This is a genomic window from Streptococcus atopicus, assembly GCF_049166725.1.
Taxonomy (GTDB): Bacteria; Bacillota; Bacilli; order Lactobacillales; family Streptococcaceae; genus Streptococcus; species Streptococcus hominis.
On record NZ_JBMHFC010000005.1, the window covers coordinates 102,555 to 117,146 of the forward strand.

The following is a 14,592-nucleotide window of genomic DNA, read 5'->3' on the forward strand; positions in this document are numbered from 1 at the left end:
GTGCGTTTTTGTTTTTTGTGCTATAATAGAAATAAATAAAAGGAGGAGTTACATGATTGGAGAAAATATAAAAACGTTACGTAAAACACATAAATTAACCCAGCCTGAGTTTGCAAAGATTGTTGGTATTTCTAGAAATAGTCTGAGTCGTTATGAAAATGGGACAAGTCGAGTTTCGACAGAATTAATAGATCGTATCTGCAAGAAATTTAATGTTTCGTATATCGATATCGTAGGGGAGGAAAAAATGCTCACACCAGTAGAAGATTATCAATTAACTCTGAAAATTGAAGTGATTAAAGAACGAGGGGCGAATATCTTAGCGCAACTTTATCGTTTTCAAGATGAACAAGGAATTGCATTTGATGATACTTTGAATCCTTGGGTTCTAATGAGCGATGATTTGTCTGATTTGATTAACACGAGGATTTATCTTGTTTCAGCTTTTGAGGATATAGAGCGATTTAATGGCTATTTGGATGGTATTGAACGTATGCTAGAACAAGCTACTCATTTGGTGGTGGCTTAATGAAACTAGAAGAATTTAGTCAAGATAATTTTGAACAAGCCTCCAGACGGCTTGTCCGTTCTTTAACTCGTGGAAAAACAACCTCATCTCAGCCCAAGGCTATCTTGCTAGGTGGGCAGAGTGGTGCTGGGAAAACAACGATTCATCGTATTAAACAAAGGGAATTTCAAGGAAATATCATTATCATTGATGGAGATAGTTATCGATCTTTTCATCCGAACTACCTTGACCTACAGAAAAAATATGGTAAAGATAGTGTGGATTATACCAAAGTATTCGCGGGACAAATGGTTGAATATCTTGTAGATGAGTTGAGTAAACAAGGTTATCATTTGCTAATCGAGGGTACTTTGAGAACAACAGAAGTCCCTAGAAAAACAGCACAATTATTGACAACTAGAGGCTATCAAGTCTCACTTGCACTGATTGCAACAAAGCCAGAATTGTCCTATCTCAGCACTTTGATACGTTATGAGGAGCTCTACGCCATAGATCCTAGTCAATCTAGAGCGACTCCCAAAGCACACCATGATGGAATTGTAGAACATTTGGTTGATAACTTACGGGAGTTAGAAAATGATAAAATTTTTAATCAAATTCAAATTTATCAAAGAGATCAATAGTGTGTTTATGATTCGCAAGTAGACGAAACCTCAGCAGCAGAAGTTCTATACGAATGCCTGTTTGGAAAATGGAATAAGGTGGAGGAAGAGATGTTGAAGATGGGTCAGGAACGGTTGAGAGATTTGTGATGGAAGAACGGTAATAGTGGTATTTTCTAAAATCATATTTAGGTTAGATAATTAATTAATTGGAAACTCAAGAAATGATCTTAGAAAGTGATATAATAAAAGTTAGATATAACAAATTAATTTAAGGAGGGACTCATGCCAACTTTACAGTCACAGTTTATTAAATTTCACGATACCATTAAGCTAGATGCTGACGATAAAAAGGTATTAATTGACAAACGTAAAGAGGTTGAAGAAGCAATAAATAAAGGTGTCTCAGAATTTGGAAAAAGCTTTTTCAATCAAGGAAGTTACTCAACTCACACGGGGATTTTGCCAATTGATGAAGGGGATTATGATTTAGATAGAGGTTTAAAAATCGATGTTGATAGATATTCGAATTCTCCTAAAGAAGTAAAGAATTTTATTTTTGATGCATTAGTCTCCGAATTTGGTGAAAATAGAGTCAAAGTAAAAAATCCATGTGTGACAGTATCATTTCCTGAAGATAGTGTTCATATTGATATAGCGGTGTATTGTACTGAAAATGATAACTATTTTTTAGCCAGAGGAAAACTGAATAGTACTGATGAATGCATTAAATGGGAGGAAGCGGACCCTGTAGAATTAACGAAAAAAATTAATAATGCTATGGAGAACTCCGAAGACAGAAATCAATTCCGGAGAGTAATTCGTTACTTAAAAAGATGGAAAGATCTCAAATTTAAAAATCAAGATAATAGACCGACAGGCATTGGGATTTCAGTTTTTGCTGTTAATAATTTTTCTGTAAGCAAAAAAGTAGACTATTTATCTGGGAACGCTACTTATGATGATATTTCAGCTTTAAGAAATTTAGTAAATACTATGATTAATTCGTTTTCGGATACATATGATGTTGATAGAAACTTATTTTATCCGAGATTAGAGGTTTCCTTACCTGTTAAGCCATATACTGATGTATATGAAAGGGTATCAAATATACAAATGGAAGCCTTTAAGAATAAATTAGAAAAATTAAGAGACTCACTAGATGAGGCAATAGATTCCACTGATTTAAGTGACTCTACAAAAATATTGAGTAAACAGTTTGGTGATGATTTTCCTATTATTGAACAAAAAGAGACAGCAGAAAACTTTGGAACTCGGGCTATAATCAGTGATTATCCAAGTGCTTAGAGGCGTGTATGTTAGAAAAAGAAGAAATATTCCAGATATACTTTGACGAAATACCTTCAGAGAGCTTGGAGTCTGAAGATAAGGAATGCTATTTTTATCAATATAAAAAATTTACCTTAAAAATTATCGTTTCTAATGACTTTCCACACTCACTTCCTGAATTTTATCTTTCAAATTATATGGATTTTAATAAATGGTATAGCCATGTCGGTTCCGAAGGAAAATTGTGTTACATTTCAGAAGATAATTTAATTTGGGACTTTAACAATCCACGTAGATTATTGAAAGATTGCTGTGAAAAAGTAAAGGAATTATTGGATAGTTGGGATACACCCAAAATGACCGAAGAGCTCAGGAAAGAGTTTTTGTCATATTGGCATATCAGTTGTTTGAAGTCAAAAACAAAATATATAGCTATTCGAAGTTATTTATCCAGGGTCAGCACATTTGAGGAACATGAATTAGTCCTGTCGAATCAGAAATTCCATCTTTTTAATTATGATTCACAACTCAAAGAGAGTGTTGCACCACAATCTAAAAAAAGCAGAGATGTTTATATACTGCCACTTAAAGATTCGAATTCTGTGATTCCTCCTAATCCCCTGAATGAACTAACAGAAGCAACTTTTAAGAAAATAATCACAGGAAATCTATCTTCGGGTGTTAGGCGTCGCTTTCAAAAGTGGTGTAAAACGAAACGAAAGTCATTCATATTAATTTTATCACTTCCTATATCTGATAATAATTATGTTTTGTTTGGTGCGAGCTTTGAATATAGTACTTCCAAATTTCCATTTAAAATTGATAATAAGGTGCAACAAAAAAATAAAAATAGAAAAAACATTGATTCTAAGGCAAAAAAATCAAAAAGTGGGAGTTGCAAAATTATTCCAGCATACATTACAAGATTCGACAAGGAGTATAGAGTGAGTAGGACATCCCAAGAATATGATTTTCTGAATAAAAAAGTAGTCATTATTGGACTTGGATCTGTAGGATCATTTGTTGCAAACAATTTATCTAAAATGGGTATAGCGAAACTTCTTTTAATAGATCCTGATTTTTTAACGGTAGATAACATTTCAAGGCACTACTTAGGTATGGATAGTGTAATAGACAATATTCAAAAAGTAGACGCTTTAGAAGATAAATTGAAAAAAGAAAATCCAGATTTAGAAATTGAATGTGAGGGTATCCGATTTCAAGAAATAGTTCGAAAGAATCCAAATTTATTTCATGAATATGATTTTGTTTTTTCTTGTGTCGGAGATACTAAAACAAATTTTGAAATTAATCATTTTTTCAGAAAGATTGGAAAAACGGTATTGTATTGCTGGTTAGATCCATATGGAGTTGGGTATCATAACCTACTAGTTTCTCCACAAAATAATGGATGCTATATGTGTATGAATTATGAAGATGGGCATCTTGTTAATAATAGAGCCTCTTTTGCAGAGAAAAATCAAATATTTGAAAAGCGTCTAGCTAGCTGTTATTCTTCATTTATTCCTTATAATGTTGTTGCGCCTAGTTCTTTGGCAAATAAAGCTATTGAAGTATATTTACAGTACTTGGGTGGGGAGTTTTCTTCTGAAAACAGATTGGTATCAGAAATTGGTTCAGATAAACAGTTTGGAAAAGAAGGATTTACATATAGTGTTCGATACTACAATTGTTTAAAAAATAGTGATTTATTAAATGTTGCTTTAAGAGTAAATACATCTTGTCCAGAGTGTAACGGGGAGTATAAAGTTGATATATGTAAATCTGAATAATAAATATCAAATTGTAATACCATCTGATATTTTTAATTCATTACTAGAGTTTAGGCAACTGGGTTTGGAACCTGAAGCAGGTGGTATTTTTGTTGGTAAGAGACTTTTAAATAATTCGATACTTATTATAAATTTTTCAGAACCACAGGAAAATGATGTAAGAAGTAGATTTAAATTCTCAAAAACTTCTTCATACCACCAGAAATTTGCAGATGATTATTTTGGTAAAAGTTCAGGTTTTATAAGTTTAATTGGAGAATGGCATACCCATCCTGAAGATATACCTACTGCATCTAATGTTGACATTCAATCATGGGAAAAAATTATCTCAGATAATGATGACAGATTATTTTTTTTGATAATTGGGCTTCAGGCTGGTAGATTCTACTTTAGGGAATCAAATGAGTGGCAATCCACTCTAATCTATTTTAAGGATGTATAGAATACGTATGAATCGAAAAAATAAATTATTTAAGAAATGTTTTTTTGGGTCTCAAAAATTTTGTTTACCATTAGTTTTAATTTTTCTATTTCCAATTCTTATTTGCTATTTGATTGGGAAGAGTTTGACGCTAGTTGAAGTTGAAAAAATATCAAATACCAATTTTTTTACAAGAACTATTTTTGAAATAATTCCTGATAATTCTATCGCTACTTATATAGTTCTTTATTTATTAATCTCTACTTCATTATTGATGATTTTTAGAAAAAACAATGCGGAACGAATATTTAATGATGGTCATTCTGTATATCTTCATAACTGTTATAAAAGACTGTGGATCGCAGCAAATATATTAGGTTATCGAAAATTACAACTTATAGGTGTCTCAATACCAATGCAGTTTGAACTTATTATTAATGGAGTTTTTTCAGAGTTTATCTCTGAATCATCTGTTGTGCAATACGATGAATTTCAAGGAGATATTATTGTTGAGTATCCAATTGAAAACAAAAAGAATAAAGTTGTCAATTTATTAGTATGTGATACATATGATATTCCTTTAGAAAAATTAGCAGCTGACTATTTAGAAAATACAACAGTAAAAATTTCATCGCAACGAAAGTATAGTGGTAACAGATATAACAATCCTCAATTAGTTAGTACAGTTCGAGAAGAAACGCAAAAAATAGTTAACTCCTATAAAGAAGTTAATCTTTTTATGACAACAAATCCTTTTAATACACAAAAAATCGTAGGGACTTCATTCTTAACATTAGATAGATCAAGTTTTGATAGAGTATCGGTTATACAGATGGATGAAACAAAAATTTATAAAGATCAATTTATAATATACAAAAGATAACATGATGGGGTATTATAATATTCCAATTAATGTTTGATAGCATTCTAGCTTCTTGAACTTGCCTGCTTTTTCCTTATTGTCTTAATGTTGATAATTCAATCTGAATCATACCACTATAGATCCAATTGTAAAGTGTTTTAAAAGTCACTGTCTGTCTATTATTTAGTTTAAATAAATCTTGTATCTGTTTTTGGAAACTATTAAGCTTTTAGAGTAGTCCCTATTTCTTTTTTAGTTTCGGCGTTCAAGATGCTTTTCTTAGCTAAACCTCCATAAGATTTTTAATCTCTTTTAGATAAACACTGCCTTGAACAACGTTTCACCACTCTACTGATAATAAAACGATGGTTACCAATCTTAGTTGCAATTTGATAAAAATTTCCCCCTAATTCCACATAGGTATCTATCTTAATCTGTTCCTTTGGTAAGATGATAGTAGCACATAGAACCTCATAGTTTTTTTGTCGGTGTACTTACTTACAGCTTACACTATTTTGGGTTTCTTAAGTTTTTTGTTGTACTATATTTTAGAATTTATCTATTAAAAATATACAAAACAATAACAATTTAAATGGTGTGAACTTTTTGGTAAAATCTAGCTCAATTCGTGTATTTTTAGGGTAAAATTCACACCATTCAAATGAAAGTTATTCAAATTAGATAAAATCGTTCTTTCTGAAAATGTGGGAAAACATTGATTTTAAGCCCATCTTGAAACTTATTCAAATAGAAATGTTTCCAACCAGGTCTTAAGAAAGCTCGTAAAGCATCACAATTCTCAAAACGTTAATCAATACGATTATATCAACGTTTCAAAGCACTCAAAAGTTTACCTTATGGGTGCTTTTTTCGTGTTTTTTTGAAAAGTTTACCTTATTTTCACCTTATTGTTTTAGAGACTTTAAAGCAAATTCACCTACTGTCATAGGAACTACATTAGAAGTATTTACATAAATCTGTATTGTTCCTGTGTCACTGTGTGTTAGAGCTTCAGAAGTTTCCTCAAGCGCAACTCCAGCTCATTTTTCTGGTGTGGCGCCTTGATTTCCCATAGTATTTTGTGTTTTAATATATAAACTATATAGACAACAAAAGCATTTCTTTAAATTCTGTAAATTTCACTTTGTGTAAATATGAGAAAATGTTGAATGCAGATAATAACGGGAGATGATTTACAATGATAAGTTTAGAGTTGCTGTCTGAAGAAAATAGTCTAGAGGTATATTCTTTTGAAAAAGAAAATCGGGAGTATTTTGAGAGGAATTTACCTCCTAGACCAGCTAACTATTTTGATCTAGAAGGTTTTAAAGAAATTACAAGGGAATTGTTAACGGAACAAAGGAATCGTGATGTCTACATGCACCTTATTAGAGATTCGCAAGGTGTTATGGTCGGGAGAATCAATTTAAGTGTCTTAGAGGGTGATCGGAAAACAGCAGAGCTTGGGTATAGGATTGGGGAAAATGTCACCAATTTAGGCTATGCAAGCGAAGCGGTTAAGCTCGTTTTAGACAAGGCCTTCACGACTTATGGTTTCAATAGAATCATTGCAGGAACAGCAAGAGATAATCTAGCTTCTCAGAGAGCGCTTTTAAAAAATGGTTTCACCTTTGGTTGGATTATAGAAAATGACTTAAAAATTAATAATGAGTGGGTTGATACAGCAGTATTTGAGATAACGAGGTCATAATATCATCATTTCCAGTCTATTGATAAGGTTAATGGAGTTATAATCTTTTCAGACATTCAAGAATTTACTCTTGGATGTCGTTTTCTGACTGCTTTCCTTCGATAGTTTAGATAGTCAGTATGGAGTAGAAGATTAATGTTACTCGCTCGGTCGTTGTATGTAAATACAAATTGTATTTTGATATGTTTATCTTTTTTCCGAGCAATTCTGTGATAGTTTCATTATAGTTCGTATGAATTTTTTCTACATTTATAATGTTTTCTATATTACCCACTACAGATAGTATAGAGCCAAAATGAACCAGAAAAGGTAGAATTTTCACCTTATTTTTGGTATAATATTTATTATTTGAACTAATATAGGTAGAAAGTAATCTGTATTATATCGATATATATATTTATAGGGATTTTAATTATTATTTAAAAATAATTTTTTATTTTCAATATTGGAATATCAAATATTCTAATATAGATTGGAGTGGATGAAATTGATGGATAATACGAAAACACTACAAAAATTAACGGCTTTATTCTTAGTTTTTATAATGCTGTTTGGGATAATTGTTCCGAACACTGTTGTTTTTGCAGAAGGAGTATTAGCTAAAGATACAATGACAGATGTCAAAAAAACTGGTAATGAAACTAAAGAAAAGATAGCTCCTGAGGATCAAGCAGATAAACAGGACAATAAAACAGATTCTAAAAAAACTGATAAGGAAGCTGAAGAAAAGATAGCTCCTGAAGAACAAAAAGATAAGCAGGACACTAAAGATGAAACAAAAGAGGATGAGTCAGAAGTTAAAGAAGAAACAACTAAGCCTAAATTTAATCAATCTTTAACGAAATCAGTTTCTTTGAATCCCGGAGCTCCAATGGATAATGGTAAACTTATGGTATATGATGACAATCATAAGATTAAAGATACATCAAATGGAGATGGAACATCAGTAAATCCATATAATTTGGCAACTATGACGGATACATTGTTTACCATAAACTATACTCCTTTTTTCCGTACAAAAGATGATGGGAGTAATGAGTTTGGAGATCAAAAAATTGTTGTCGATTTACCAACTTATGGATTCAAACTTGCTAATCCAGGAATTGAAGGAGTACAATTTGAAAAAATTACATTGCTTGATGCAAGGGGGAATGTAATACCATTAGATTCAGCAGCACAAACTAATTATGATAAAGTTGTAAAAATTATCTATGACATTAATGATAATTTCCTTCGATCTTTGGGCGGAGGTTCAAGTTTGGTATTTAATATCGCTTTTAATAGACGTAGTTTAACAGATGAAGAATGTAAAAAGTGGATTAATGAAGGAAGGCTTGAAACAAAACTTAATGTTACAGTCTGTGAGGGAGACAACAATACTCCAATTAATAGTACAGGAAATTCATCAGAATATAAATGGAGAATGTCACCAACTAATTATGACGATCCTAAAACTACAGTAACAGGAGATCGACATCTAAATGCGAGTAGCATGGCGAAGATTGCAAATTCTGGATTCATAAGATTTTATGATACAGATCCTGCAAGTGGTCCGTTTACAGGAAATAAAGATTACTATTATTATAAGCAAGGAACAATTCATGACGCGGATACTCCTCTAATGAGTTTAAAACATATCAAGGTTTATGTTCCGAAAAATGGAAGTGTTGAAGGAAATTTCATTTTACAAAAATTACAAATCAGAAATGGATTATATGATTTAGATCTTGCTTATTATGCGACAGTCAGTGAAATGAAAAATGATGGTGATGGAAAGGGAAATTACTATCTCATAACACCAAGAAAACCCTTATATAATAATGGAAGTGACCACAAATGGAACGATGCATTTACAAAGGGATTTTCACCTATTTGGCAAGTTCCTGATGGAATCGACAATATTGGTTCAGATACTTTATATGAAGCTACAACACCTGAATTTGTCTTTGAAACTCCAAATGGTACAGACGGCAAAAAGGAAGTTGTTATCAGCGCTGATGGACAAGGCGTAAAGATTAAAACTATGAAAGCTAATACTGTCGATGGATATGAAATTCATAGTTTTGCTGGACCTGGATATCAACTTTATAAAAATGCTGGAGGATATTATACTGCAAATGCAGTTTCTGCAGATGCAAAGTATTCTGATGTTGGCTATACACGTTTAAGTAATGAATATTATATTTTAAAAGATGCTAATGGAGAATGGAATGAGTATCTTCCAAAGAATAAGACTGGTGCAACAGTTGAAAAATATGAATTTCCTGAAGAAATTCAACCCACTGCATGGAAAGGAACTGCTCAAACATGGAATACAGATTCTTATAAAGTAGCAAAAGTAGTCTATACTACAGCAGATGGTAATAAGCATACAGCAGATGTAAATTCACCTGTTCATTTAGCAAATAAAGTTAATAATTTTCCTGAAGTCAAGTTTGATATTTCTGGTGGAAGAGTAACTAAGGTTGAAGTTCATTGGGAGTATTTGAATAACGACACCTTTAATGCAAGTACACATTATGCGGGAAAATATAATGCAAATACTCATAGATTGTCATATGCTCAAAGTAAGTTCGATTATTATGTTACTCCCACAGCTACAGGACATTTGCAGGTAAAATATTCTACAAAATCTACTGATCCAACTGCGGATGCAAATGATCATTTTGATTATGAAGCTAATAAAGCTGTGAAAAGTCCTGTTAATAATGTGAGTGGAAAAGCAAAGGATGATTTCTTCTGGACAACTGTAACTCAAAAGAAATGTACACCTTTGAAAGCTGAGAGTACTGGTGATAGATTAAAGGAAAATGTATTATATCCAAACCAAGCGGAAAATGGAACTTTTTATGATACTTGGAAATTGTTCTTTGATTATGGAACGAAGAAAGAATTTTCTCCTGTAACGAAAAATCCAAGAATTGATTTGACAGTGGGAACTTTGAATCTCAAAGGACTTGATTCTAAGGCTGACAAAACTGGACTTTTGACTGGGAAATTTACAGCAAATAAATCCTTAAGTGGTTGGAAAATCATTTATAAAACTGCGGATAATGTACTTGGAATAGAGGGTACAGAAAAGGTATATAATATTGGAAATATCGAAGATGGAACAAAAATAGACCTTGGAATTAATAGGGATATTGAACATCTATCAAGTATTGTTTTAACTTATGATGGAGTATATAATATTGAGCCATTTGCCGATAAAGAAACAGGAGAAACAGTATTATTTTCCAACATTGAATATGAACTTAGAAATACTGATTTTAAAGGCAATCCATTGACGATAGAGAAGGAAAAGGGACTTGCTTGGTATGGACCTAATTACTTTATTCAGAATTTAGAAGGCAAATATTATAATGAAAGTTGTAGCGATGGAAATCATATTCATGACGCAGGCAAAGGACAAGCCTTTGGTGGTAGGACATGGAATAGTATAAAACTACCGCAACGTTATGGTATTCTTACTAGAACTTATATCGTTACAAATAAGACTGCCGATAATGTGATTGAGCCTTCAGGTAATGATACAAATAATTCTATTTCTCAATCAGGAACAAGTACTCAAAAGGTTAAATTTAATACAAAAGCTTACGCTTATGCTATGAACTCAGACATGCCTGAAGCGGGTAAGATGCCTTATGGAATTCCTGAATCCGCTTATGTAGAAATAAAAGATAAACAATTTGCTGCAGATGTAGATAAATGTAAGTTTTTAGGATTTGATAATGCATCTGGCAATGTTATTATTAAACAAGTTACAGATGCTGATGGTAGAGTATGGATTAAAATGTCTATTACAGAAGCGGGCATACAAGCTTTAAATAGACAATTTAGAGAAATTACTAAGAATAAAGCTTTTTCTTACTATTATTACTACAATGATAGTGTACTTAAATTTATGGAAGATCCAGTTGTCATTGCACTGAAGAGTTTTAGATATACAAGTGTTACATCTCCAGGAGAAAATGAGCATCGTCCATATGGAATGGTTTACTACGATATGAGTAAACTTGAGAGCAAATTGGACGGTAGTAAAAAAGAATATTATAGCCATGCAAAGCTTGAAGGAGATTTATTCCAACTTTCTGAAAATGCTGCAAAAGCTCTTGATGCTACGAAGGAAAAGAAATTATTTGGAATTGATTTGAGCAAGGTGGAAGTTGTTGTATCCAAGAATACGGCGGTAGGATCAAATATATTCCCTGGGAAATATGATAATATCGTCTATGGAACAGCGGGAAGTAAATTTCCTACACAGACTTTCTATCCAGATGAAAGAGATAATTTACGTGGAGACTTCTTCGTTCAAGCTCCAGACTCAGATGGATTTAAGGACTTTAAGGCTATCTTAGAAATTCCTAAAAAGGATAAATCTATATCCTATACACAAAATAATGAAACTGTTCAAACACCGAAAACCCAAGTGGATATGTATTTGACTGGTGAAGTTAAGGTAATGGGAGATAGTCGTCCTGGTAAACAAGAATTTAGTTATAGCATAGATGGTGGAAATACTTTCGTTTCAGCCGAAAATATAACGGATTGGGGAAAAGTAACCCATGTTAAACTTGATTTGGGAGAACTTCCTAAAGGCAGTCAGGTCAATATTAAGCTACCGCTTAAAACTCATGCGAAAACAACAACAGATGAACTTGAAGCATACATTGGTGGAAGTTTTGAAACGACTGATTATACAGGAGTTAAAACGAGTGGATATATAAATCCTGCAAGATATATTTATGGAAATTATGCAGTTGCTTCATCAGATGTATGGTGGGATAAAAACGAAAATGGAGAATTTGATGAGGGAGAAACAAAAGCAGAAGGTGTTAAACTTGAACTATATTCTCCAAATCATGATATAACAATTAATAACAAGTTAATTCCTGCTAATACTTTAATTCATAGTTCAACTACAGATGAAAATGGAAGATATGAATTAAAGAGTTTTATGAATGAGGCTGGTCAATGGGTAAAAGTTACGATGCCAGATGGTGAAACGAAACTTACATTGAAGGCAAAAGATTCGGATATGTTAAAATCAAAGAACTCCGATTTTGACAGAACACGCTATAAAACAGCTGAATTACCAGAATTGGTAAGAGAAAAACCGCTTGATACTATCGGTTGCGGACTTATTCGAATTCCAAAAATAAAAACGGAAACAGTTAATCTTCACGTTGGAGAAGAGTCAGAAGAAGGAGCAGCTAAAGCTGTTGCAACAAGTGACCATCCTACTGTATCTCCTAAATTAAAATATCTTGAGTTACAAAATGATGTAGCCGATGTTGATGATAGTGGTAAAGTAAGAGGAAAGACGATAGGTAAAATTAAAGCTGAAGTTACAACAACCAACACATTGGCTAGTAGCGATCAGGCAATACCTGAAGATACCGTCAAGGCGGAGTACGATATTATTGTTTATGGAAAGGTAAATTATAATAAAAATCATGCTGATGTAACTGGAGAAGCACCAAAGGATAATAACGAATACTATCCATCCATTACAGAAAATGGAAATGATGCCGATACTGATAAGGTAACTGTCTTAGATGCAGGTACGATGAAACGATCTGGCTATCTCTTCAAGGGATGGAATACACAAGCTGACGGTAAAGGCACTATGTATTCAAAGGGAGATACATTTAAGACAGGAACAATTGATAAAGATGTAGAGTTATATGCAATTTGGTCTTTAATATGGACACCAATGATTCCACCAACCAGAGATGTCAAAGTGACCAAAGAGTGGCAAGGGTCAGATGGCAACAAGATTGACGCACCTGTAGACAGTGTCACGGTCGAACTCTATAAAGACGGAGCCGCAACTGGTCAAGTACAAGAGTTGACCAAAGACAACAACTGGACAGCCAGCTTTGAGAAACAGCCAGTCTCTGCGACCCTTGGTGGAGCAGCTCATCAGTACACCGTCAAAGAAGTTGGCGAAACGTCAAACAGCATTTTACTTGCAGGCAAGTGGTATGGAGTCGGTTACGCAGGAAGCATGAAAGAAGGCTTCACCATCACCAATAAAGGAAAGACTCCGTGGGCTCCAATGATCCCACCAACCAGAGATGTCAAAGTGACCAAAGAGTGGCAAGGGTCAGATGGCAACAAGATTGACGCGCCTGTAGACAGTGTCACGGTCGAACTCTATAAAGACGGAGCCGCAACTGGTCAAGTACAAGAGTTGACCAAAGACAACAACTGGACAGCCAGCTTTGAGAAACAGCCAGTCTCTGCGACCCTTGGTGGAGCAGCTCATCAGTACACCGTCAAAGAAGTTGGGGAAAGCTTAAACAGCATTTTACTTGCAGGCAAGTGGTATGGAGTTGATTACGCAGGAAGCATGAAAGATGGCTTCACCATCACCAATAAAGAAAAGACTCCGTGGGCTCCAATGATCCCACCAACCAGAGATGTCAAAGTGACCAAAGAGTGGCAAGGGTCAGATGGCAACAAGATTGACGCGCCTGTAGACAGTGTCACGGTCGAACTCTATAAAGACGGAGCCGCAACTGGTCAAGTACAAGAGTTGACCAAAGACAACAACTGGACAGCCAGCTTTGAGAAACAGCCAGTCTCTGCGACCCTTGGTGGAGCAGCTCATCAGTACACCGTCAAAGAAGTTGGCGAAACGTCAAACAGCATTTTACTTGCAGGCAAGTGGTATGGAGTCGGTTACGCAGGAAGCATGAAAGATGGCTTCACCATCACCAATAAAGGAAAGACTCCAACAAAACCTTCTACACCAAATGATCCAGAATCTAATAAACCAGAAGTACCAAGTACAAGTAATAACAAGATATTACCTAAAACGGGAGATGCAAGTAACGTATCCCAATATGCATGGATAATGTTAGCCTCAGGAGTATTACTGATGCTAATAGGACATAGACGTAAAAATCAAGGATAGTAGAAATAAGGAATAACTTCACTACTGTAAAGGATAGTGCTTAGAGGTCATTAAGCTAACTTACTTGAATAAATTTTATAAGTTTATAGTTGAAAAGAAGAATAAAAAGGCAGAGATGATAGGTTCTTTGTCAATTGTAGTGGGTGACATATAACTAAGCACGAGAGAGAATCAATCTGATTCTCTCTTTTTTGATGTTCAAAGCGATGAAAATTTTCGGTTTAAAGCTTTTGAAGATTCGAAAAACGAATACATGATGTCTCATGCCCTTGATGAGTTTGTTGTTAGCCTTCTACTCGCATTGGAATAGGTGTGGATGATGTAGACTTTGTATTTGATAAATTGTAAAATATAGTGCAACAAAAAAACTCATAGTGTTTCATTGGTGTAAACTGTAAGTAACCACACAAACAGAACCCGAGGAAAAACTATGAGCTACTCCCATCTTACCATAACTGACCG

At 33.7% G+C, this 14,592-nt stretch carries 7 protein-coding genes and 4 pseudogenes; 8 read left to right on the top strand and 3 right to left on the bottom strand.

Going from position 1 to position 14,592, the window contains the following annotated elements; all coding sequences use genetic code 11:
- The first annotated feature begins 52 nt into the window (after positions 1 to 52).
- The 6 genes and pseudogenes from pezA (at position 53) to ACOMA9_RS05175 (ending at position 5,518) form a co-directional block, all read left to right on the top strand.
- Positions 53 to 529 carry a type II toxin-antitoxin system antitoxin PezA gene (pezA, locus tag ACOMA9_RS05150; RefSeq protein ID WP_106082826.1) on the top strand — a complete coding sequence of 159 codons (477 nt, stop codon included), beginning with the start codon at positions 53 to 55 and terminating at the stop codon, positions 527 to 529.
- Positions 529 to 1,281, top strand: a pseudogene (gene pezT / locus ACOMA9_RS05155) (type II toxin-antitoxin system toxin PezT). The gene pezA and the pseudogene pezT overlap by 1 nt, the downstream one beginning before the upstream one ends.
- 135 nt (positions 1,282 to 1,416) lie before the next feature.
- Positions 1,417 to 2,439 carry a cyclic GMP-AMP synthase DncV-like nucleotidyltransferase gene (locus ACOMA9_RS05160; RefSeq protein WP_247906622.1) on the top strand — a complete coding sequence of 341 codons (1,023 nt, stop codon included), beginning with the start codon at positions 1,417 to 1,419 and terminating at the stop codon, positions 2,437 to 2,439.
- Positions 2,440 to 2,447: 8 nt separating this feature from the next.
- On the top strand, positions 2,448 to 4,214 hold the full coding sequence (locus ACOMA9_RS05165; protein WP_421424806.1) for a ThiF family adenylyltransferase: 1,767 nt from the start codon (positions 2,448 to 2,450) through the stop codon (positions 4,212 to 4,214).
- On the top strand, positions 4,192 to 4,656 hold the full coding sequence (locus tag ACOMA9_RS05170) for a Mov34/MPN/PAD-1 family protein (RefSeq protein ID WP_330945098.1): 465 nt from the start codon (positions 4,192 to 4,194) through the stop codon (positions 4,654 to 4,656). Before ACOMA9_RS05165 ends, ACOMA9_RS05170 begins: the two co-directional genes overlap by 23 nt.
- Before the next feature lie 7 nt (positions 4,657 to 4,663).
- Positions 4,664 to 5,518 (top strand): acyltransferase, encoded by an 855-nt coding sequence (locus ACOMA9_RS05175; protein WP_330945097.1) that lies wholly within the window; start codon positions 4,664 to 4,666, stop codon positions 5,516 to 5,518.
- 884 nt (positions 5,519 to 6,402) lie between these two features.
- Here the strand turns inward: ACOMA9_RS05175 and ACOMA9_RS05180 are convergent.
- Positions 6,403 to 6,537, bottom strand: a pseudogene (locus ACOMA9_RS05180) (site-specific integrase); the annotation flags it as partial.
- A 158-nt stretch (positions 6,538 to 6,695) separates the two neighbouring features.
- Between ACOMA9_RS05180 and ACOMA9_RS05185 the strand changes: the two are divergent.
- Positions 6,696 to 7,208: a GNAT family N-acetyltransferase gene (locus ACOMA9_RS05185; RefSeq protein ID WP_106083795.1), complete on the top strand. Its 513-nt coding sequence runs from the start codon at positions 6,696 to 6,698 to the stop codon at positions 7,206 to 7,208.
- Between the two features lie 65 nt (positions 7,209 to 7,273).
- Here the strand turns inward: ACOMA9_RS05185 and ACOMA9_RS05190 are convergent.
- Positions 7,274 to 7,381, bottom strand: a pseudogene (locus ACOMA9_RS05190) (site-specific integrase); the annotation flags it as partial.
- A gap of 317 nt (positions 7,382 to 7,698) precedes the next feature.
- Here ACOMA9_RS05190 and ACOMA9_RS05195 point away from each other — a divergent pair.
- Entirely contained in the window at positions 7,699 to 14,130 is a 6,432-nt protein-coding gene (locus ACOMA9_RS05195; RefSeq protein ID WP_421424809.1) for a Cna B-type domain-containing protein, read from the top strand.
- Positions 14,131 to 14,284: 154 nt separating this feature from the next.
- On the opposite strand, the pseudogene ACOMA9_RS05200 reads toward ACOMA9_RS05195, so the two are convergent.
- A pseudogene (locus ACOMA9_RS05200) lies at positions 14,285 to 14,472 on the bottom strand (ISL3 family transposase); the annotation flags it as partial.
- Positions 14,473 to 14,592 lie beyond the last annotated feature (120 nt).